Annotated in this window: 20 protein-coding genes; 18 read left to right on the top strand and 2 right to left on the bottom strand. The window is 68.6% G+C overall.

Annotated features, from left to right (window positions below; genetic code table 11):
• Nucleotides 1-71 precede the first annotated feature (71 nt).
• Entirely contained in the window at nt 72-1493 is a 1422-nt protein-coding gene (gene dctA / locus ACWFR4_RS31065) for a C4-dicarboxylate transporter DctA (protein ID WP_453655529.1), read from the bottom strand.
• Between the two features lie 401 nt (nt 1494-1894).
• On the opposite strand from dctA, the gene ACWFR4_RS31060 reads away from it, so the two are divergent.
• The 17 genes from ACWFR4_RS31060 to hypE all read left to right on the top strand — a co-directional run bounded on the left by ACWFR4_RS31060 (nt 1895) and on the right by hypE (nt 18352).
• Nucleotides 1895-2359, top strand: a complete 465-nt coding sequence (locus ACWFR4_RS31060; RefSeq protein WP_453469107.1) for a RidA family protein — start codon at nt 1895-1897, stop codon at nt 2357-2359.
• Between the two features lie 133 nt (nt 2360-2492).
• Entirely contained in the window at nt 2493-2960 is a 468-nt protein-coding gene (locus tag ACWFR4_RS31055) for an SRPBCC family protein (RefSeq protein WP_453469108.1), read from the top strand.
• A 378-nt stretch (nt 2961-3338) separates the two neighbouring features.
• Entirely contained in the window at nt 3339-5075 is a 1737-nt protein-coding gene (locus ACWFR4_RS31050; RefSeq protein ID WP_453655528.1) for an enoyl-CoA hydratase-related protein, read from the top strand.
• Nucleotides 5076-5203: 128 nt separating this feature from the next.
• The gene (locus tag ACWFR4_RS31045; protein ID WP_453655527.1) at nt 5204-6292 is read left to right on the top strand and encodes an NADH-quinone oxidoreductase subunit B family protein; all 1089 of its coding nucleotides are present in this window, start codon (nt 5204-5206) and stop codon (nt 6290-6292) included.
• A 91-nt stretch (nt 6293-6383) separates the two neighbouring features.
• Entirely contained in the window at nt 6384-8162 is a 1779-nt protein-coding gene (locus ACWFR4_RS31040) for a nickel-dependent hydrogenase large subunit (protein ID WP_453655526.1), read from the top strand.
• Nucleotides 8159-8755 carry a hypothetical protein gene (locus ACWFR4_RS31035; protein WP_453655525.1) on the top strand — a complete coding sequence of 199 codons (597 nt, stop codon included), beginning with the start codon at nt 8159-8161 and terminating at the stop codon, nt 8753-8755. The genes ACWFR4_RS31040 and ACWFR4_RS31035 overlap by 4 nt, the downstream gene beginning before the upstream one ends.
• Nucleotides 8752-9405 (top strand): DUF5947 family protein, encoded by a 654-nt coding sequence (locus ACWFR4_RS31030; protein ID WP_453655524.1) that lies wholly within the window; start codon nt 8752-8754, stop codon nt 9403-9405. Before ACWFR4_RS31035 ends, ACWFR4_RS31030 begins: the two co-directional genes overlap by 4 nt.
• Nucleotides 9402-10067 (top strand): DUF6084 family protein, encoded by a 666-nt coding sequence (locus ACWFR4_RS31025; RefSeq protein WP_453655523.1) that lies wholly within the window; start codon nt 9402-9404, stop codon nt 10065-10067. Before ACWFR4_RS31030 ends, ACWFR4_RS31025 begins: the two co-directional genes overlap by 4 nt.
• Nucleotides 10064-11500 carry a hypothetical protein gene (locus tag ACWFR4_RS31020; protein ID WP_453655522.1) on the top strand — a complete coding sequence of 479 codons (1437 nt, stop codon included), beginning with the start codon at nt 10064-10066 and terminating at the stop codon, nt 11498-11500. The genes ACWFR4_RS31025 and ACWFR4_RS31020 overlap by 4 nt, the downstream gene beginning before the upstream one ends.
• Nucleotides 11497-12039, top strand: a complete 543-nt coding sequence (locus ACWFR4_RS31015) for a hydrogenase maturation protease (protein ID WP_453655521.1) — start codon at nt 11497-11499, stop codon at nt 12037-12039. The genes ACWFR4_RS31020 and ACWFR4_RS31015 overlap by 4 nt, the downstream gene beginning before the upstream one ends.
• Before the next feature lie 10 nt (nt 12040-12049).
• Nucleotides 12050-12154, top strand: coding sequence for a DUF6893 family small protein (locus ACWFR4_RS31010; protein WP_453655520.1), 105 nt, complete (start codon nt 12050-12052; stop codon nt 12152-12154).
• A 135-nt stretch (nt 12155-12289) separates the two neighbouring features.
• Complete coding sequence (locus tag ACWFR4_RS31005) at nt 12290-12688, top strand: hydrogenase maturation nickel metallochaperone HypA/HybF (protein WP_453655519.1); 399 nt, start codon at nt 12290-12292, stop codon at nt 12686-12688.
• Nucleotides 12689-12691: 3 nt separating this feature from the next.
• On the top strand, nt 12692-13441 hold the full coding sequence (gene hypB, locus ACWFR4_RS31000; protein WP_453655518.1) for a hydrogenase nickel incorporation protein HypB: 750 nt from the start codon (nt 12692-12694) through the stop codon (nt 13439-13441).
• Entirely contained in the window at nt 13438-15795 is a 2358-nt protein-coding gene (gene hypF, locus ACWFR4_RS30995; RefSeq protein ID WP_453655517.1) for a carbamoyltransferase HypF, read from the top strand. The genes hypB and hypF overlap by 4 nt, the downstream gene beginning before the upstream one ends.
• Before the next feature lie 49 nt (nt 15796-15844).
• The gene (locus tag ACWFR4_RS30990) at nt 15845-16165 is read left to right on the top strand and encodes a HypC/HybG/HupF family hydrogenase formation chaperone (RefSeq protein ID WP_453470017.1); all 321 of its coding nucleotides are present in this window, start codon (nt 15845-15847) and stop codon (nt 16163-16165) included.
• Complete coding sequence (gene hypD, locus ACWFR4_RS30985; protein WP_453655516.1) at nt 16162-17286, top strand: hydrogenase formation protein HypD; 1125 nt, start codon at nt 16162-16164, stop codon at nt 17284-17286. Before ACWFR4_RS30990 ends, hypD begins: the two co-directional genes overlap by 4 nt.
• Nucleotides 17279-18352, top strand: a complete 1074-nt coding sequence (gene hypE, locus ACWFR4_RS30980; RefSeq protein WP_453655515.1) for a hydrogenase expression/formation protein HypE — start codon at nt 17279-17281, stop codon at nt 18350-18352. Before hypD ends, hypE begins: the two co-directional genes overlap by 8 nt.
• 263 nt (nt 18353-18615) lie before the next feature.
• On the opposite strand, the gene ACWFR4_RS30975 is transcribed toward hypE, so the two are convergent.
• Entirely contained in the window at nt 18616-19539 is a 924-nt protein-coding gene (locus ACWFR4_RS30975) for an NADP-dependent oxidoreductase (protein WP_453655514.1), read from the bottom strand.
• A gap of 129 nt (nt 19540-19668) precedes the next feature.
• Between ACWFR4_RS30975 and ACWFR4_RS30970 the strand changes: the two genes are divergently transcribed.
• Nucleotides 19669-19926: a hypothetical protein gene (locus ACWFR4_RS30970; protein ID WP_453655513.1), complete on the top strand. Its 258-nt coding sequence runs from the start codon at nt 19669-19671 to the stop codon at nt 19924-19926.
• Nucleotides 19927-20210: the final 284 nt, after the last annotated feature.

Raw genomic sequence — 20210 nt, 5'->3', positions numbered from 1 at the left:
CAGCGCAAGCTGCCGGGGTACGGGTGCCCAGCGCTCAGGCATCCGTACCCGGGACACAGGCGGCGGCACGGTCAGAGGCGGGACGACGCTGACTGGGGCGAGGAGTGGGGATCGGTGTCCGATTGGTCTACGGGCGCCGGGCCCGCGGCCGCGTGGTCGGCCGGGTGCGCCGCAGCTGGGACTTCCACGACCTCGCCCGCCAGCACCTGCCGGGCGCGCGGCAGATCGAGGCCGTTCTCCCAGGTGGCTATGAACAGCGTCGCGACGGCATTGCCGTAGAAGTTGACCAGGGCCCGGCACTCGGACATGAACTTGTCGATGCCGAAGATCAGCATGATGCCGGCGGCCGGTACGTGGCCGACAGTCGACAGGGTGGCAGTCAGAGCGATGAAGCCGCCGCCGGCCACTCCTGCCGCACCCTTGGACGTGAGCAGCATGACGGCCAGCAGCCCGAGTTGCTGTCCCACCGAGAGCGCGGTGTCGGTGGCCTGGGCGATGTAGAGGGTGGCGAGGGAGAGGTAAATGGCGGCGCCGTCGAGGTTGAAGCTGTAGCCGGTCGGCACCACCAGTCCCACCGTCGACCGTTCGACACCCATGAACTGGAGTTTGCGCATCAGTCCGGGCAGGGCCGGTTCGGCCGTGGAGGTGCCGAGGACGAGGAAGAACTCGTCCTTGAAGTAGCGGAAGAGCTGGAAGATGTTCAGCTTCACGTAAGCGCGCAGCACCGTGCCGAGCACGACAACGACGAAGAGGATGGACGTGACGTAGAAGAGCAGGATGAGCGAGCCCAGGCTGGTCAGCGTGGACAGGCCGAACTTCCCGATGGCGTAGGCCATGGCGCCGAAAGCTCCCAGCGGTGCCGCCTTCATCACGAAGGACAGGACCTTGAAGACCACCTCGGTCAGGCGGTTGACGCCGGCGATGAGTGGTTCCCCGACCTTGCCGACCGACTTGATGGCGACGCCGAAAATCACCGCGAGGAAGATGACCTGGAGGATGTCGCCCTCGACGAAGGCGCCGAAGAAGCTGTGCGGCACCAGGTTGGTGAGGAACTCCCACCACTGCTGGTGCTCGCCCTGCTGGATGTACTGACCGGCGTCCCCGGAAGTGGTCAGCCGGGACGGATCGGCGTGGACGCCGTCGCCCAGGCGGAAGAGGTTGATGGCGACAAGTCCGGTGGCCAGCGCGGCTATTGTGCCCACCTGGAAGTAGGTGAGGGCCTTGAGACCGGTGAGACCCACCTTCTTCAGATCGGCCACCCCGGCGATGCCGCTGATGATGGTCAGGAAGACGATCGGCGCGATCAGCATTTTCATGGCGGCGATGAAGGTGGTGCCGATCGGTTCCATCGAGGTAGCCAGATCAGGCCACCGCCACCCCAGCACGATGCCGATCACGATCGCGGCCAACACCTGTATGTAGAGCTGCCTGTACCAGGGTTTGGTCTGAGCTGTCGCGGCGATCGGTGTCGCTTCGTGCGGGGTGTGCGTCATTGCAACCTCCATACGGGGTGGGAGAGGCTCGCCTGCACACGCTGCGGGGCGCGGCGACAGCGTTTGCTGTCCTGCGCGGTGCGTTCGCAGATGCCGGCTCGGCCAGGTCTGTGGGGTCACCGAGCCCGTTCGGTGGCCCACCTACTAGCAGGACAGTGAAGCCGGTCACACTCGTGGGGGTCCACGACCAAAAATCGATGCCCCGCATAGGCCGCGCCTATGAGGCGGCTCAGCCCCTCGTCCCAGAGAGAAGCCGGGCTCAGCGGGGTATGTCGTGCCCAGGACCGACAAGACGCCGCGGATATGGGCGAGAGTCCGGATCGGCCTTTGCCACTGTGGCCGGTATCTGGTGCAGTGACCTGCGACCGCCCCAGCCCTCACCGCCCGAAAGGACACGAGACTTGTCCGACATCCACGCAAGGCTGAAGGAACGCGGGTTCCGTCTCCCCGAGCCCCCGAAGCCCAACGGAAACTACCTTCCCTTCGTCCGATCCGGCCGCCAGGTGCTTGTGGCGGGACAGACCTCGACGAGCGACGGAGTGCTCCAGTACGAAGGGATCGTCGGCGTCGACCTCACCGTCCCGCAGGCTCAGCACGCCGCCGCTCTGTGTGCGCTCAACGCGCTGGCCATTGCCGGACTTGCCTGCGACGGCGACTTCGACCGCCTCAGGGCGCTGCGGCTCACAGGCTTCGTGCGGTGCGGCCCCGACTTCGCCGACACCCCGCTCGTCATGGACGGTGCCTCCGAGCTGCTCGTCGTGGCCCTGGGGGAGCGAGGCCGCCATGTCCGGGCCGCAGTCGGGGTGGCCGCCCTGCCGCGCCGTTCGCCCGTCGAGATCGAGTCCACCTTCGAGGTGGACGAGTGACCTGAGCGGACGACGCGGTTCCGGGCTTCAGCGTCGATGCCAGCCGCGAGGCCGCGCGCAGGCCAAGCCCCCTCATCCGAAGCAGCCGCTCTGTTCGACGCGCACAACGCTGCCGATTCCTAGAATCGGGCCCATGCGTAGGACTGACAGCGTAAGGCGGATGATCGCGGCGCCTCCGGCGATCGTCTACGGCGCCCTGGTGGACCGGGAGTCCCTCGAGGCCTGGCTGCCGCCGGACGGCATGAGCGGGCGGGTGGAGCGGTGGGATCCCAGGCCTGGTGGCGGGTTTCGCATGGTTCTCACCTATCTCGACGCTGCCGACAACCCAGGCAAGACGTCCGCTTCGACGGATGTCGTCGACGTCGGGTTTGCTGCCCTCGTGCCGCCGGAGCGCGTGGTGCAGAGTGCGGTGTTCGAGTCCGACGACCCGTCGTACGCGGGCACCATGACGATGACCTGGCATCTGACCGCCACACGCGCCGGGACCGAGGTGACTGTCACTGCCACGGACGTTCCACCCGGAATCGACCGAGCGGCGCATGAGGCCGGGATCGCTTCCTCGCTGGCCAACCTGGCGTCGTACGTCGAAGGGTCCCTCTGACGCAGCGCAGTCACGTGGCTGCGGAGAACCGCTTCAGGTGCGTTCCTGAATGTGAGGCGGCACCGAAATCTCCGGAAGCGGGGTGAGGGAAGTGTTTGATCGTCCGCTTAACTACGGGTCTGCGCTCCTACATTGGCTTGTCGAAGCTGGTGGGGCCGGTATGTGGCGCGCATCTGTGGTGCGGTTCCAGCCGGGCCCAGGAGCGGTCGGTCGTCCTGACCCGCTGCCGATGACTCTTACGTGCGCCGAGTGGTCGTCAACCTCTGCGCTTTGGAGTGACGGCGCGGCCCGGCTTCGGTGTGGCTCCTGACCTGTGTCCGAGGATCGCGGGTGGCCGGACCCGCTCCGGCCGCTGCCCCGGGGCTATGGGAGGTTGCCGTGCACATTCTGCTGGTGGCGAGCGCGTTCAACAGCCTCACTCAGCGCGTCCACGCCGAGTTGCGGGACCGAGGCCACACCCTGGACGTGCATCTCGCTTTCAGTGACGATGCACTGCGCGACGCACTCCGCGACTGTGAGCCGGAGCTGGTCATCGCGCCCATGCTGAAGAGGGCCATCCCCGAGGATGTGTGGCAGAAGCACACATGTCTCATCGTTCACCCCGGCCCCGTCGGTGACCGGGGTCCCTCCTCGCTCGACTGGGCGGTCAACGCGGGCGTGGACCGTTGGGGCGTCACCGTGCTCCAGGCCAACGGGGAGATGGACGCCGGCGACGTGTGGGCATCGGTCGGCTTCCCGGTGCCTCGGGTCGGAAAGAGTGACCTGTACCGGAACGAGGTGTCGGACGCCGCGTCGGCCGCGGTGCTCCTGGCCGTCGACCGATTCGCCTCGGGCGTCCATGCGCCCCAGCCCCAGGCTCAGTTGCGGAACAGGGCGGCGGCAGGAACCCGCCCCTCCTACCCCCAGAGCCTGCGGCACATCCGCTGGCAGCGGGACAGTACCGAGACCGTGCTGCGCAAGCTGCGCGCCGCCGACTCGTCCCCAGGTGTGCTGGACGAACTCCTGGGCGATGAGTGGCACTTGCACGGGGGCTACCCGGAGGATGAGCTGAAGGGGCGCCCCGGGGAACTGCTCGCCACCAGAGCCGGCGCGATCTGCCGGGCGACTGCAGATGGCGCCGTGTGGATTCCCGAACTGAGGCCCCGCCGCAGACCGGGGCAGCCAAGGCCGTTCAAACTGCCTGCGGTTCAGGCCCTCGCCGACCGGCTCCCCGCGCTTCCCGAGCTGTCCGGGCTTCCCGAGCTCTCCGAAAGCACCTTCGTGCCTGCCGCGTCCGGTGACCGGCCTACCTGGTCCGACATCCGCTACCGCGAGGAGGGGGCGGTCGGCTTCCTGTCCTTCTCCTTCCCGGGCGGCGCCATGAGCACATCGCACTGCCGGCGCCTGCTCGACGCCTACGTGGCCGCCTGCTCGCGACCCACTGCGGTGCTTGTCCTCGGCGGCACCCGGGACTTCTTCTCCAACGGCATCCATCTGAACGTGATTGACGCGGCCGACGATCCGGGCGGCGAGTCCTGGGCCAACATCAACGCGATGAACGACCTGGTCGAGGCCATCCTGACCACCACCGACCGGTTGGTGGTCAGTGCCCTGGGCGGCAACGCCGCCGCGGGCGGGGCCATGCTGGCGCTCGCCGCGGACGAAGTGTGGTGCCGTGCGGGCGTGGTGCTGAACCCGCACTACCGTCTGATGGGGCTGTACGGGTCCGAGTACTGGACCTACACGCTGCCGCGCCGCGTGGGCGCCGAGGCGGCCGACCGCCTTACACAGGAGGCGCTGCCGGTGAGCGCGTCGGCGGGGTCGCGGATGGGTTTGGTGGACCGCCTGGTCGAGTGCTGCCCGCAGGATTTCTCGGGCGAAGTGACCCGTTCGGCCGTACGGCTCGCCAAGTCCCCCGGGCTGCAGGAGCGCATCGCGGCGAAGAAGCAGACGCGGGAGCGGGACGAATCCATCAGGCCGCTGTCCCAGTACCGGGAAGCGGAGCTCTCCAGCATGCTCCGCACCTTTTCGGATCCCGATGCCCCGTACCACGCGTTGCGGCGTGCGTTTGTCCGCAAGCAGCCGCCCGCGGAGACGCCGTCCCACCTGGTCCGCGTAGGTGCGACGGGTCGGTGATCTGTCCGGGTGGTCCGCGCACGCCTGCGCACGGCCACGTCGCGCAGTGACCGGGTGCCTGCTATCAAGGAATGCGAGGGCCCATTTGTGCCCTTTCGTTGTATACCTCCCCCCTAGGAGGCATCTCTATGGATGCAGCAACGCCGACCGTGGTCGATTCCGACGTGCCCGGTATGCCCGCAGAGGAAGAATCCCCGACGATTCACATCCTCTGGATCAACGCGGGACTGAGCTGCGACGGTGACTCCGTGGCCCTGACAGCCGCCATGCAGCCGAGCATCGAGGAGATCGTGCAAGGCGTGCTTCCCGGCCTGCCGAAGATCGCCGTCCACTGGCCGCTGATCGACTTCGAATGCGGACCGGTAGGTGGCGCGGACACCTTCATCGAGTGGTTCTTCAAGGGGGAGCGCGGCGAGATCGACCCGTTCGTCCTGGTCGTCGAGGGGTCCATCCCCAACGAGGCCATCAAGCCGGAGGGTTACTGGTGCGGGTTCGGTGACAATCCCGAGACGGGCCAGCCGATCACGACGAGCGAGTGGATCGACCGGCTCGCGCCCAAGGCACTTGCCGTCGTCGCCATCGGGACATGCGCCACGTACGGCGGCATCCACGCGATGGCGGGCAACCCGACGGGTGCCATGGGCGTCCCCGACTACCTCGGCTGGGACTGGAAGTCCCAGGCGGGCATCCCGATCGTGTGCGTACCGGGATGCCCGATCCAGCCGGACAACTTCTCCGAAACCCTGACCTACCTGCTCTACCAGGCGGCAGGGTCGGCTCCGATGATCCCGCTGGACGACAAGCTCCGTCCGGCATGGCTGTTCGGGGCCACCGTCCACGAGGGCTGCGACCGGGCCGGCTACTACGAGCAGGGCCAGTTCGCCACCACCTACGACTCGCCCAAGTGCCTGGTCAAACTCGGCTGCTGGGGACCTGTCGTCAAGTGCAACGTGCCCAAGCGTGGCTGGATGAACGGCATCGGCGGCTGTCCGAACGTCGGCGGCATCTGCATCGCCTGCACCATGCCGGGCTTCCCCGACAAGTTCATGCCGTTCATGGACGAGCCGCCCGGCGGCAAGCTGTCCAGCGCGGCGAGCGGCGCGTACGGATCGGTGATCCGAAAGCTCCGCTCCATCACGGCCAAGACCGTGGACAAGGAGCCGAAGTGGCGTCAGCGGAGCGACGAGTTGACGACCGGATACCGGCCGCCGTGGTGAGTGTATGTCCCGCACGGCGCGCCTTCGGGGTGGCCGTCCCAGGTGATCCGACCTCCCGTACGAAGACTTGACGAAGGGCGCTGCACAGAAGATGGCACCGAAGACGAAGACCGACAGCAACGGCCTGGTGGAGATGTCCTGGGATCCGATCACCCGGATCGTGGGCAGCCTCGGCATCCACACCAAGATCGACTTCAAGCAGAAGCGGGTGGCGGAGTGCTACAGCACGTCGTCGGTCTTCCGCGGCTACAGCGTTTTCATGCGGGGCAAGGACCCCCGTGACGCGCACTTCATCACCAGCCGCATCTGCGGCATCTGCGGCGACAACCACGCCACCTGCTCGGTGTACGCGCAGAACATGGCGTACGGAGTGAAGCCGCCGCACCTCGCCGAGTGGATCATCAACCTCGGAGAGTCCGCCGAGTACATGTTCGACCACAACATCTTCCAGGAGAACCTGGTAGGGGTCGACTACTGCGAGAAGATGGTCCGCGAGACCAATCCCGGCGTTCTGGAACTCGCCGAACGCACCGAGGCGCCGCACGCGGCAGAGCACGGCTACCGCACGATCGCCGACATCATGCGCTCGCTCAACCCGATCGAGGGCGAGTTCTACCGTGAGGCCCTCCAGGTCAGCCGCTACACGCGCGAGATGTTCTGCCTGATGGAGGGCCGCCATGTGCACCCCTCCACGCTCTACCCCGGCGGCGTGGGCACCATCGCGTCCGTCCAGCTCTTCACCGACTACATGAGCCGCCTCATGCGCTACGTGGAGTTCATGAAGCGCGTCGTTCCCCTGCACGACGACCTGTTCGACTTCTTCTACGAGGCCCTGCCCGGGTACGAGGAAGTAGGACGCCGCCGCGTACTGCTCGGCTGCTGGGGTGCGCTCAACGACCCCGAGTACTGCGACTTCACGTACGCCAACATGACCGACTGGGGACGGAAGATGTTCGTCACCCCGGGCATCATCGTGGACGGCAAACTCATCACCAACGACCTCACCGAGATCAACCTGGGCATCCGTATCCTGCTCGGCAGTTCGTACTACGAGGACTGGCAGGGCAGGGAGCAGTTCGTCACCCACGACCCGCTCGGCAATCCGGTCGACCCGCGCCACCCCTGGAACCAGCACACCATCCCCGCCCCCCAGAAGCGCGACTTCGAAGGCAACTACAGCTGGGTGATGTCGCCTCGCTGGTTCGACGGCAAGGACTACCTGGCGCTCGACACCGGCGGTGGCCCCATCGCCCGCCTGTGGTCGACCGCGCTGTCGGGACTCGTCGACACCGACTACGTCAAGGCCACCGGCAACAGCGTCGTCATCACCCTGCCCCGCACGATGACCAAGCCCGAGACGCGCTTCGAGTGGAAGATCCCGAAGTGGAGCAACGCGCTGGAGCGCAACCGGGCCCGCACCTACTTCCAGGCCTACGCCGCCGCCATCGCGCTGCACTGCGCCGAGAAGGGCCTGGCGGAGGTCCGCGCCGGGCGTACCCAGACCTGGGAGAAGTTCGAGGTGCCGGACGAGGGCCTGGGTGTCGGCTTCACCGAGGCGGTACGCGGAGTCCTGTCCCATCACATGGTGATCCGCGACGGAAAGATCGCCAACTACCATCCCTATCCGCCGACTCCGTGGAACGCCAGCGTCCGGGACACCTACGGGACCCCGGGCCCGTACGAGGACGCCGTGCAGAACACACCGATCTTCGAGGAGAACACCCCGGAGAACTTCAAGGGCATCGACATCATGCGGGCGGTGCGCAGCTTCGACCCCTGTCTGCCCTGCGGTGTCCACATGTACGTCGGTGGCGGCAAGACCGTGCAGAAGATGCACGTGCCGACCGGACTGAGCGGCCTGGCCGGATGAGCGCGTCCACCACCACGGCCCGGCCGCCCGGCGGGACGGCGGCGAACGCGGAGGAGGCCGGCCGGCGGGTCGAAGAAATCATCGACCACCTGACCGCCGAGGGTGACTCCGAGGCCGCCGGCGCGGCCGAGGAACTGGTGCGCGTACTGATGGACTTCTACGGCACAGGTCTGGCCCGTATGGTCTCGCTGCTCGAAGCCCCCAAGGCCAAGGGCGACCCGTTCGCTGCGCTGCTCGACGACGCCCTGGTCACCAGCCTGCTGGTGCTGCACGACCTGCACCCGGAGGACACCTCCACACGCATCGCCCGCGCCCTGGGAAGCGTGCGCAGCCATCCTGTCGAGCTTCTGAGCTTCGACGAAGCCACCGGCACGTTGCACCTGCGCTCCGCGGAGAGCTCGGGCTGCGGCTGCGCGAGCACCGCGGCGGCCGGCCGGCAGGAGGTGGAGGCTGCCCTCTCCTGTTTCGCGCCGGAAGTGACGACGGTCGAGATTCAGGGGGCGGCATCCTCGCAGGAACCTCCTCTGCTGCAGATCTCGCGGCCGCCCTCCGGTGCGCTCGGCAGCGCACCCGCCTCGCCGAAGACGCCATGAGCACGCCACACAAGCGGACATGTCCGCCGGCAGCGGGGCTCCGGCGGTTCGCCGCGCCGCGCATGTCCCGGCCCGAGGCATGCGAACTGTGCGGAGCGCCGATCGACGACGGCAACCACCGGCACATGGTCGACACCGAGAACCGCTCCCTCGCCTGCGCCTGCACGCCGTGCGCCATGCTCTTCGAGCAGAGCGGCGCGGGCGGCGGGAGGTTCCGCACCGTCCCGGACCGCTATCTGACAGACCCGGACCACCGACTCGACCCGGGCGTCTGGGAACTCCTGCAGATCCCGGTCAGCGTCGCGTTCTTCTTCCGCAACGCCTCGCTGGACAGACTGGTCGCGCTCTACCCCAGCCCGGCCGGCGCCACGGAGAGCGAACTCGACCCGTCCACCTGGCAGACCGCACTCGGCAAGAGCCGTCTGGCCGAACTGCTCGAACCCGACGTGGAGGCTCTGCTTCTGCGCCGGGTCGAGGAGCGGACCGAGTGCTATCTCGTGCCGGTCGACATCTGCTACGAACTCGTAGGGCGGATGCGCATGTTGTGGCAGGGCTTCGACGGCGGGGCGGAGGCCCGCGCCGATCTGACCGCGTTCTTCGACCACATCGCGCAGCGGGCCAGAACACCGGAGGAGGCGCGCCGCCGATGACGGAGTTCTCGTTCTCCTGCGTCGGCGTCCGCGCCGACCAGTACGCCGCCGGCCCCACCCTGGTCTTCCGGCTGCGCGTCAACGCTTCCGAGCAGACACGCGTGCACGCGCTCGCCCTGCGCTGCCAGATGCGCATCGAACCGGCCAGGCGCGGCTACGACGCCGAAGAGGCCGACGGGCTGCATGACCTGTTCGGCCGGCGAGCCCGCTGGGGCAGCACCCTCCAGCCGTTGCAGTTCGCACAGATCTCCCTGATGGTCCCCAGTTTCACCGGGCAGACGGAGGTCGACCTGACCGTGCCTTGTACGTACGACATGGACGTAGCCTCCACGCGCTACTTCCACGCCCTGTCGAGTGGCGACGTGCCGCTCCTCATGCTCTTTTCCGGGACCGCGTTCACCGGGGCCGGAGGCTTCCACGTCGAACCCGTGCCCTGGGACCGCGAAGCCCCCTACCTCATGCCGGTCAAGGTGTGGCAGGAGATGATCGACCAGCACTTCCCGGGTACCGGCTGGGTGAGGCTGCCCCGCGACACCATGGACGACCTGCTGGAGTTCCGTTCGCGGCGGGCGCTGTCCTCCTGGGAGGCGACGGTGCGCGCCCTTCTGGAGTCCGCTGCCTCGGACGCTCCGTCCCAGACCAGTGGGAGGTCGGCGCCGTGACGACAGCCGTGTTCAGCCAGGAGACCGAGTCACGGTTCGCCGTCGCCCGCGCGGTGGCCGACGCGGTGCTGTTCGAGGGCTACGTGCTGTATCCGTATCGGGCGTCGGCGGCCAAGAACCGGCTGCGCTGGCAGTTCGGCGTGCTGGTCCCGCCGGCCTGGGGTGCGGACTGCGACGAGCACGACTTCCAGCACACCGAGTGTCTGATGGAGCCCAGGACGGGCGCCACCTTGTCGGTCGAGGTGCGCTTCCTGCATCCTCAGCGCCGCACGGTGCAACGGGCCCGCCAGGACGGCTCGTTCGAGGACGCGTACGAACTGTCGCTCCCGGACCGTGTGCTGGTTCCCTGGGACGAGGGAGCGGAGGAACGCGTCGAGGTGACCGCCACCGTGGCCGAGATCGCCGGCGACGGAATCACTGTCCCCTTCAGCCGCCCCGCGCGCGAGGAGACCGAACTGGTTCACGACGCCGAGGGCCGGCTGGTGGGAAGACTGGTCCGCCGGTGTGAAGAGGTCAGCGGAGTCGTACGTCTCTCCACGCGCGAAGTCGACGGCCCCTATCGCGTCTCCCGGCTGACCGCCGTGGTGGAGAACACCAGCACCTGGTCCCCGGCTGACGGGAGCGCCGACCGTGACGCCGCGCTCCCTCACTCCCTCGTCGCCACACACCTGCTGCTGTGCCTCGGCGCAGGCTCGTTTCTTTCCATGACCGACCCTCCGGAATGGGCCAAAGGCGCTGTCGCCTCGTGCCGCAACCTGCACACCTGGCCGGTCCTCGCCGGCGAGCCGGGCCGTGCGGACCTGGTGCTGTCCTCGCCGATCATCCTGGAGGACCACCCGGCCGTCGCCCCCGAAAGTCCCGGAGCGCTGTACGACGCCACCGAGATCGACGAGATCCTGGCCCTGCGCACCGCGGCCCTCACCGAGCAGGAGAAGCGCGAGGCCCGCGGCACGGACCCGAAGGCCGCCGCCGTGATCGACCTGGCCGAGTCCATGCCCCCCGAGGTGCTGGAACGCCTGCACGGCGCGGTTCGGTCCCTCCGGGAAGTAACAGGCTCTGCCCCGGCCGCGACAGGCGAAGCGGACCTTCTCGTCGAACCGGGTCAGCCGCATGTCGTCATGCCCGAGACTCCCTGGTGGGATCCGGAGGGTGACGCAGGCCTGGACCCGGCCCGCGACGAGATCTTGGTCGATGGCCGGCCGGTGAGTGCCGGAAGCCGGGTGACCCTGCGCGCGGGACGGCGCCGCACCGACGCCCAGGACCTGTTCCTGCACGGACGCACCGCGCTCGTCGAGGCCGTGCTGCACGACGTCGACGGGGGCGTGCATCTGGCGGTGACCGTCGACGGCGACCCGGGCGCCGACATCCGTCGCGAGCAGGGCCGGTTCCTGTACTTCCAGCCCGACGAGGTCGCACCACTGGAGGACGAGTGACCGAGGACTGCAAGACGGGCGCTCGCACGCTCGTCGCCGGCGTGGGAAACATCTTTCTCGGCGACGACGGATTCGGCGTCGAGACGGTGCGCGTACTCGCAACACACCAGCTTCCCGCGCACGTCGAGGTCGTGGACATCGGCGTACGGGGTGTGCACCTCGCGTACCAACTGCTCGACGGATACGACACGCTCGTGCTCGTCGACGCCACCGCCCGCGGCGGTGCCCCTGGAACGCTCTACCGCATCGAAGTCGACTCGCCCGGTGACATCGCGCCGCAAGGACCCGTGCTCGACGGCCACCACATGTCACCGGACGCGGTCCTGGCCCTGCTGGAGACCCTCTGCTCCGGGACGGGCGGGACACCTCCCGGCCGCACCGTGGTGGTCGGCTGCGAGCCCGCCTCACTAGAGGAAGGCATCGGCCTGAGTGCTCCGGTGGCCGCCGCAGTTCCCGAAGCTGTACGTGTGATCCAGGAAATCGTGCGGGAGAGCCAGGCGCCCGCGGTCGGGACCGCCGCCCGTGAGGCCGGTAAGTGAGGAGAGGTTCATGAAGAAGTCCGTCGTCGGGGCCATCGCTGTCGTCGCCCTCGCCGTGCTCGCACGGCAGATCACGCCCGACATCCAGCGCTACCTGCGTATGAGAAGCATGTAACGGGCCCCCTTGCGCCGAACGGTGCACCAGGGCAGTGGAGTCGGCGAGCCCCGAGGTCGCACGGCGGTGAGCCCTCTGTAATGGAGCCGAGCGCAATGGCCGCCCAACGACCGGCCTCTGCCAGGACGGAGACCGATGCACGAGATGTCCATCGCCATGGCTGTTGTCGGCCAGGTGCAAGAGGCGGCGGAACTGAACGGCGAGGTCACCTCGGTCACTTCGGTGCGACTACAGGTGGGGGAGCTCGCCGGCGTCGTCCCGGACGCGCTGTCCTTCTGCTTCGAACTCGCCTGCGCCGAAACCCTCCTCGAGGGGGCCGAGCTTGTCACCGAGTCCGTGCCCGGCCGGGCACGCTGCTCACCTTGTGCCGACGAATGGGCGGTGGGCATGCCGCCACGACTTTGCTGTCCGCGCTGCGGTGAGCCGACGCCCGAACTGCTGTCGGGCCGAGAACTGCAGATCGTCAGCGTGCGGTGGGAGGAAGAGCCGGCCGCCCGTCAACGAACCTGTGAACCGATCTCCGAGGAGCGCTGAGTCATGTGCCGAACCGTTGACTTGCACCAGGCGGTGCTCGCCAAGAACGACGCGACCGCGCACGCTCTACGGGCCGAACTCGCGGGCCGCGGCATCACGATGATCAATCTGCTGTCCAGCCCGGGGAGCGGGAAGACAGCCCTGTTGGAGCGCGAGCTCCTGCACGCGCGTGAGCGCGGAGTGCCGACCGCCGCGTTGACCGCCGACCTCGCCACGGAGAACGACGCCAGACGTCTGGCCCGGTCCGGAGTGCCGGTCAAGCAGGTACTGACCGACGGGCTGTGCCATCTCGAAGCCTCGATGCTCGGGCGCCACTTGGAAGGCTGGCTGCCCGCGGCCACCCGTCTGCTGTTCGTGGAGAACGTCGGAAACCTGGTCTGCCCGGCCTCCTACGACCTCGGGGAGGACCTGCGAGTCGTCCTCGCGTCGGTCACCGAAGGCGAGGACAAGCCGCTGAAGTACCCCACCGCCTTCGGTCTCGCGCACCTGGTGGTGGTCACCAAGGCCGACATCGCCGAAGCCGTCGAGTTCGACGAGGAGGCCTTCCGCGCGAACGTCGAGCAGGTCAATCCCGGCGTGGAGGTGGTCCTGACCTCGGCCCGACGGGGCGGTGGCGTGGGTGAATTGCTCGATCGTGCCCTCGCCGTCGCGGACGGCGGGGCCGTCCACGCACCGGTCATGGCCGGACAGCCGCACGAGCACCATCACCACCACGACCTGGACGATGTCGTCATGACGCGGCCTCTCCCGTGAGCACACTTCAGCCCGGCCCGGCCGTCGCCCAGGTGTTTCAGCGCCGTCGCGTCACCGTACGAGGTGTCGTACAGGGCGTCGGGTTCCGTCCGTTCCTGTACACCCTGGCCACGTCACTGGAGCTGGCAGGGCACGTGACGAACACCGAAGACGGTGTCGTCGCCGAGGTCGAGGGAGATCACTCCGCCGTCGCACGGTTCTGTGACCGGATCGCTCAACAGGCCCCGCCGCTGGCCCTGGTGGAGTCCGTGGAGCACGAGCAGGTCCCCCTCACAGGCGGCAGCGGATTCGCCATCGTCGCCTCGCGGTCGCAGGGATCGTCGCGCACACTCGTCTCCCCGGACACGGCAACGTGCGCTGCGTGCCTCGCCGAAATGACCGACCCTGGTGATCGTCGGCACCGTCACCCGTTCATCACGTGTACACACTGCGGGCCGCGCTTCACCATTGTCACCGGACTCCCGTACGACCGGGCGCACACCACCATGGCCGGCTTCCCGATGTGTGCCGACTGCGCACGCGAGTACACGGACCCGGGAGACCGCCGATTCCACGCCCAGCCCGTCTCCTGCCGTGCCTGCGGCCCGCGCCTGAGCCTTGTATACGCGTCGCCCCGACCCGCTACCGATGTCGACCCGGTCCACGAGGCACGCGCGCTCCTCACCGCCGGTGCCATCCTCGCCGTCAAGGGCATCGGCGGCTACCACCTCGCCTGCGACGCCGGGAACTCCCAGGCGGTGTCCGCGCTGCGCAGCCGCAAGGGACGGGGCGACAAGCCGTTCGCGGTGATGGTGAAAAGCCTCGCCGACATCGAGCACCTCGTGCACATCAGTCCCCCCGAGCGGACCTTGCTCACCGGTGGCGTCCGGCCGATCGTCCTGCTGAGACGTCGAATTGACGTTCCGTCAGAGACATGCGGACTCTCGGACGCGGTGGCACCGGGCAGTCCCGACCTGGGAGTCATGCTTCCGTACACCCCCGTGCACCACCTGCTGCTCGGCCTGCCCGGGGACCCGGACGGGCCGCGCGCGCTGGTCATGACCAGCGGCAACGTGGCCGGTGAGCCGATCGTCACCGATGACGCCGAGGCGCTTGAGCGGCTTGCCTCTCTGGCCGACGCCTGGCTCACCCACGACCGCCCCATCCACGTGCCCTGCGACGACTCCGTACTGCGCGTGTGCGACGGGGAACGGATGACAGTACGCCGCGCTCGCGGCTACGCCCCGCTGCCCGTCTCCCTGCCGGTATCCCTCAGGGGCTCGCTCGCCGTAGGGGGAGACCTCAAGAACACGTTCTGCCTCGGCGAAGGCCGGAAGGCCTGGCTGTCCGCGCACATCGGAGACATGGACGACCTTCGGACCCAGCACGCCTTCGCGCGCGCAGAACGGCAGTTGGAGTCGATCACAGGTGTGCAGCCCGGACTGCTGGCGGCGGACCGGCACCCCGGCTACCGATCCGGACAGTGGGCCCAACGGCACGCGAACAACCGCCCGGTCGTCCGCGTGCAGCACCATCACGCCCATGTCGCCGCGGTCATGGCCGAGCACGGCCTCGACGGCAGCCGGCCGGTCATCGGCGTCGCATTCGACGGCACGGGATACGGGGACGACGGCGCGGTGTGGGGCGGCGAAATCCTGCTCGCGGACTACGACACGTACCGGCGTCTGGGGCATCTCGCGTACGTCCCGCTGCCCGGCGGCGACGCTGCCGTGAGCCGCCCGTACCGTATGGCGCTCGCGCAGCTCCGGCAAGCGGGCATCGCGTGGACGGACGACCTGCCCAGTGTGATCGCCTGCCCGCATGACGAACGGCGGGTACTGGCACGCCAGTTGGAGCGGAGACTGAACTGTGTGCCGACGTCGAGCATGGGACGGCTCTTCGACGCCGTCTCTTCTCTGGCAGGCGTGTGCCACCAGGTGGGATACGAGGCACAGGCAGCCATCGAACTGGAGGCGGCCGCACTGAGGGGGGCCGTGGACGGGGACGGCGCCGGATACCGGTTCGCGCTGAGTCCGGACACCTCGGAGCCGATGACTGCCGACCCTGGACCTGTGGTGAGAGCCGTGGTCGATGACGTTCGCGCGGGCGCGGAGCCGGCGGTCATCGCTGCCCGCTTCCATGCCGGAGTGGCAGATCTCGTGCGGCGGATGTGTGCGGTGGCGCGCGACCGACACGGCACGGCCACCGTCGTCCTGACCGGCGGCGTGTTCGCCAATGTCCTGCTCTCCTCGGCCTGCGCCCGAGGGCTCGGGGAGGACGGATTCAGAGTGCTGCGTGCCGGCGAAGTGCCGCCGAACGACGGAGGGCTGGCCCTCGGTCAGTTGATGATCGCGGGGCGTGCAACCGCCGGATGACACAGCAGTCGGCAAGCCGGATCGGACCACCACAGTGAGGAGAGCCCCCATGTGCCTGGCGGTACCCGGGAGAGTGACGGAAATCGAGGATCGCGACGGCACCCGCATGGCCACCGTCGACTTCGGCGGAGTGGTCAAAGAGGTGTGCCTGGAGTACCTGCCGGACCTTCAGGTGGGCGAATACGCCATCGTCCACGTGGGATTCGCGCTCCAGAAACTGGACGAGGAATCGGCCAAGCAGACGCTGGAGCTCTTCGCGAATCTCGGCCTGCTCCAGGAGGAGTTCGGCGACCCGTGGGAGCTTGCGGCAGAAGCGGGCGGACCTCGGTGGGCCGACGACAAGGACGTTCCCCAGGAGGCGCAACAGTGAAGTACCTCGACGAGTTCCAGGACCCGGACCTGGCACGGCGTCTGCTCGACGACATCCACTCAGTGGTGACCAGGCCATGGGCCCTCATGGAGGTGTGCGGCGGACAGACGCACACGATCATCCGGCATGGGATCGATCAACTTCTTCCGGACCAGGTGGAGTTGATCCACGGGCCGGGGTGTCCCGTGTGCGTCACCCCGCTCGAGGTCATCGACAAGGCCCTCGAGATCGCCTCCCGGCCGGGAGTGATCTTCTGCTCCTTCGGCGACATGCTCCGGGTGCCGGGCACCGGCCGTGACCTCTTCCAGGTGCGCGGCGAGGGCGGCGACGTGCGCGTCGTGTACTCGCCGCTGGACGCTCTGCACATCGCGCAGCAGAACCCCGACCGGGAAGTGGTGTTCTTCGGGATCGGCTTCGAAACGACGGCCCCGCCCAACGCCATGACGGTCTATCAGGCACGCAAGCTGGGCATCAGGAACTTCAGTCTCCTGGTGTCCCACGTGCGTGTCCCGCCGGCGATCGAGGCGATCATGGAGTCTCCGAACTGCCGGGTCCAGGGATTCCTCGCCGCCGGACACGTGTGCAGCGTGATGGGTGTCGGCGAGTACCCCGAACTCGCGGACCGCTATCGCGTTCCGATCGTGGTCACCGGCTTCGAACCGCTGGACATTCTGGAAGGCGTGCGCCGGACCGTGCTGCAACTGGAGCGGGGTGAACACACGGTCGACAACGCTTATCCGCGCGCCGTCCGGCCCGAGGGAAATCCTGCGGCCCAGGCCATGCTGGCAGACGTCTTCGAGGGCACCGACCGGGCCTGGCGAGGCATCGGCGTCATCCCGGACAGCGGATGGCGGCTCTCCTCCCGATACCGGGACTTCGACGCCGAGCACCGGTTCTCGGTCGGTGACATCGACACCCGTGAGCCCGCGGAGTGCCGCAGCGGCGAGGTTCTGCAGGGGTTGTTGAAGCCGAACGAGTGCGCCGCATTCGGCACCACCTGCACACCGCGCAATCCACTCGGAGCGACGATGGTCTCGAGTGAGGGCGCGTGTGCCGCCTACTACCTGTACCGACGCCTCGACATCACCACCGCGCCGCTGGAGGCGAGCCCCGTTGCCTGAGACCACCCAACTGACAGCCGTGGACCCGACCGCATGGACCTGCCCGGTCGCGTTGCGTGATCATCCGAGGGTGGTGATGGGACACGGTGGGGGAGGGGCCCTGTCCGCCGAGCTGGTGCAGCACATCTTCGCGCCCGCCTTCGGCGGGGAGACCCTGTCGCAGCTCGGCGACTCCGCCGCCGTCTCGCTCGGCGGTGTCCGGATGGCGTTCTCCACCGATTCCTACGTGGTGCGGCCCCTGTTCTTCCCGGGCGGCAGCATCGGCGACCTCGCGGTCAACGGCACCGTCAACGACCTCGCCATGAGCGGCGCACGGGCCGCCTACCTCTCCTGCGGCTTCATCCTGGAAGAGGGCGTCGAGATGTCCGTGGTGGCTCGGGTCGCCGAGACCCTCGGTGCGGCCGCACGGCGCGCCGGAGTCGAGGTGGTGACCGGTGACACGAAGGTCGTCGAAAGCGGTCACGGAGACGGGGTGTTCATCAACACCGCCGGGATCGGGCTCATCCCGTCAGGCGTGGACATCCGCCCCCAGCGTGTGGTCCCGGGCGACGTCGTCATCGTCAGCGGTGACATCGGCGTTCACGGCGTGGCGATCATGAGCGTGCGTGAGGGCCTGGAATTCGGTGTCGAGATCGAGAGCGACTGCGCTGCGCTGGGCGGCCTGGTGGACGCCATGCTCGCGGTGACACAGGACCTCCACGTGCTGCGTGACCCCACCCGTGGCGGTCTGGCCGCCGCGCTCAACGAGATCGCGGTGGCCGCCGGCGCCGGAGTCGTCATCCAGGAAGGTGACGTGCCTGTCCCGCCGGCTGTGGCCAACGCGTGCGCGATCCTGGGCCTCGACCCCCTCTACGTGGCCAACGAGGGCAAACTAGTGGCGTTCGTCCCCCGCGAACACGCGGACGCCGTACTCGGCGCGATGCGGGCACATCCCCTGGGCGCGAACGCGCGAGTGATCGGCGAGGCCGTGGAAGAGCATCCGGGCATGGTGGTCGCCCGCACGGGCCTGGGCGGCACACGCGTCGTCGACCTGCCGATCGGCGAGCAGCTTCCGCGGATCTGCTGACGGTCATAACAGTTCGGACCGGCGGCGCGCCAGACCACGCACATCGGCGGCGGTGCCCAGCATGAGCACCGCCGCACCGCCGCACCGTCGTTTCGAGCGGTGGCAGGCGGGCGAGGCGCAGACCGCATCACACGGCACCGCTCGCCCAGCGAGGAACTGCATACGGATGGCTGCGACGATCACCCCGTACGGTCGCATTGACGGACCGTCAGCCCACCGCTCATGCAGCCCCGCGGTCGCCGCGCGCCCCGGCAAGATCCGAATTACCGGGAGCCGCGTGTCGGGGGGCCGATCACGAGCACCAGCTTCCCGCGGGGGCGACCGTCCTCGCTGACCCGGTGCGCCTTGGCGATCTCGGCGAGCGGGAAGGTCTGCACGACCGGGAGGGAGAAGCGCCCGGACTCGATCAACTCGCCGATCTCGCTGAGCACATGGACCGCGCGGCCTGTGTCCCCCCGGCTGAACGTCACACCGTACTCCTGCGCGCCGGTGAAGTCGGCGATCGTCACTACGTGGTCCGGGCCGCCCGCGAGCCCGATGAGCTCGGGCAGGACGCCGCTCCCGGCCACATCCAGCGCGAGGTCGACGCCGTCGGGGGCCATTGCACGAACCCGCTCGGCGAGGCCATCGCCGTAGGCGACGGGCTCGGCACCCAGCGAACGTAGGTACTCATGGTTCGCCGGACTCGCGGTGCCGATCACACGCGCACCGCGCGCCACGGCGAACTGAACCGCGGCGCTGCCGACACTTCCGGAGGCGCCGTTGATGAGCAACGTGCTGCCGCTGACCACGCCGAGTTGGTCGATCGCGCGCATGGCCGTCTCGCCGGCGGCCGGGAGCGCGGCAGCGCCTGGGAAGTCGAGCGACGGCGGGATCGGCGCGTAGTAGGACAGCACTGCCAGCTCGGCCTGAGCCGCCCCCTCGGTGGAGAAGCCGAACACGGTGTCGCCGACGGCCACGTCCGCAACGCCCTCGCCGAGCTCGTCGACGACGCCCGCCGCCTCATAGCCCAGAGTCTGCGGAAGCTCCTCATCCATCAGGCCCTTGCGCTTCTTCCAGTCGCTCGCGTTGACGCCGGCTGCGCGCACCGCGATCCGGACCTCGCCCGGACCCGGATGCGGATCAGGCAGATCCACCAGCTCAAGAACTTCCGGCCCCCCGAACCGACTGAAACGAACTGCCTTCATCACTCACTCCGATCTCGACCCCGAGGTGCCGCGGCTGCCGCGCACGGACAGCCTGCCACCCTCGCGTGCCGGACCCGACCCAGCGTCACACGCACACAGACCTGTCCAACCACCCCTCACCCCACCACCATGGCCCCACACAGCCCCAAGGGCAGCGGGCTCACGCCCAAGTCATCAGTCCAGGTCCTGGCACGCCTGCGCCGGTACTCCCACGGACGCGCAGATTGCCGACGCCTTCTGCCGCAGGAGTTGAGCGGCAGCGCCGTCGGTCTTGCGCCGCGCGTGTGCGAGGGCGGCCAAGGCGCGGGCTTCGCCGAGGCGGTGGCCGGTTTCGCGATGGGCGATCGGGGCGGCGTTGCCGAAGTCGAGGGCCGTGGCGTGCGCTGAATCGGCCTGCGCTGCGGCGCTCAGGACGGTCAGGGTCTGCGCAGCGCGAGTGCGGCCAACACCGCCTGCTGTCGGACCGGTCCGAGGGGCAGCTGCGCACCGTTGCGCCAGGCCCGAACCGGCCCGAGCACCGCGAGTCGCAGCCACTGCCGAGATCCCGCGCCCAACCCGAAGCCTCCGCCCCACCACACACATCATCAAGATTTCATGGGTATTGCAGCGTCTTCCGCGAGCGTGTGTGAGTGCGGCGGCCGGCGAAGGGGGAACGGCCGCCGCCCCGACCT

Source organism: Streptomyces sp. NPDC055140 (assembly GCF_053607285.1).
The sequence above is the reverse complement of the archived record's forward strand: the minus strand, read 5'-3'. Positions and strand labels throughout refer to the sequence as shown.

Coding starts and splice junctions, on each gene's coding strand:
- dctA (WP_453655529.1), bottom strand. CDS start 1,493: ATGACGCACACCCCGCACGAAGCGACACCGATCGCCGCGACAGCTCAG.
- ACWFR4_RS31055 (WP_453469108.1), top strand. CDS start 2,493: ATGCGTAGGACTGACAGCGTAAGGCGGATGATCGCGGCGCCTCCGGCG.
- ACWFR4_RS31045 (WP_453655527.1), top strand. CDS start 5,204: ATGGATGCAGCAACGCCGACCGTGGTCGATTCCGACGTGCCCGGTATG.
- ACWFR4_RS31040 (WP_453655526.1), top strand. CDS start 6,384: ATGGCACCGAAGACGAAGACCGACAGCAACGGCCTGGTGGAGATGTCC.
- ACWFR4_RS31035 (WP_453655525.1), top strand. CDS start 8,159: ATGAGCGCGTCCACCACCACGGCCCGGCCGCCCGGCGGGACGGCGGCG.
- ACWFR4_RS31030 (WP_453655524.1), top strand. CDS start 8,752: ATGAGCACGCCACACAAGCGGACATGTCCGCCGGCAGCGGGGCTCCGG.
- ACWFR4_RS31025 (WP_453655523.1), top strand. CDS start 9,402: ATGACGGAGTTCTCGTTCTCCTGCGTCGGCGTCCGCGCCGACCAGTAC.
- ACWFR4_RS31010 (WP_453655520.1), top strand. CDS start 12,050: ATGAAGAAGTCCGTCGTCGGGGCCATCGCTGTCGTCGCCCTCGCCGTG.
- ACWFR4_RS31005 (WP_453655519.1), top strand. CDS start 12,290: ATGCACGAGATGTCCATCGCCATGGCTGTTGTCGGCCAGGTGCAAGAG.
- hypB (WP_453655518.1), top strand. CDS start 12,692: ATGTGCCGAACCGTTGACTTGCACCAGGCGGTGCTCGCCAAGAACGAC.
- ACWFR4_RS30990 (WP_453470017.1), top strand. CDS start 15,845: ATGTGCCTGGCGGTACCCGGGAGAGTGACGGAAATCGAGGATCGCGAC.
- ACWFR4_RS30975 (WP_453655514.1), bottom strand. CDS start 19,539: ATGAAGGCAGTTCGTTTCAGTCGGTTCGGGGGGCCGGAAGTTCTTGAG.
- ACWFR4_RS30970 (WP_453655513.1), top strand. CDS start 19,669: ATGGCCCCACACAGCCCCAAGGGCAGCGGGCTCACGCCCAAGTCATCA.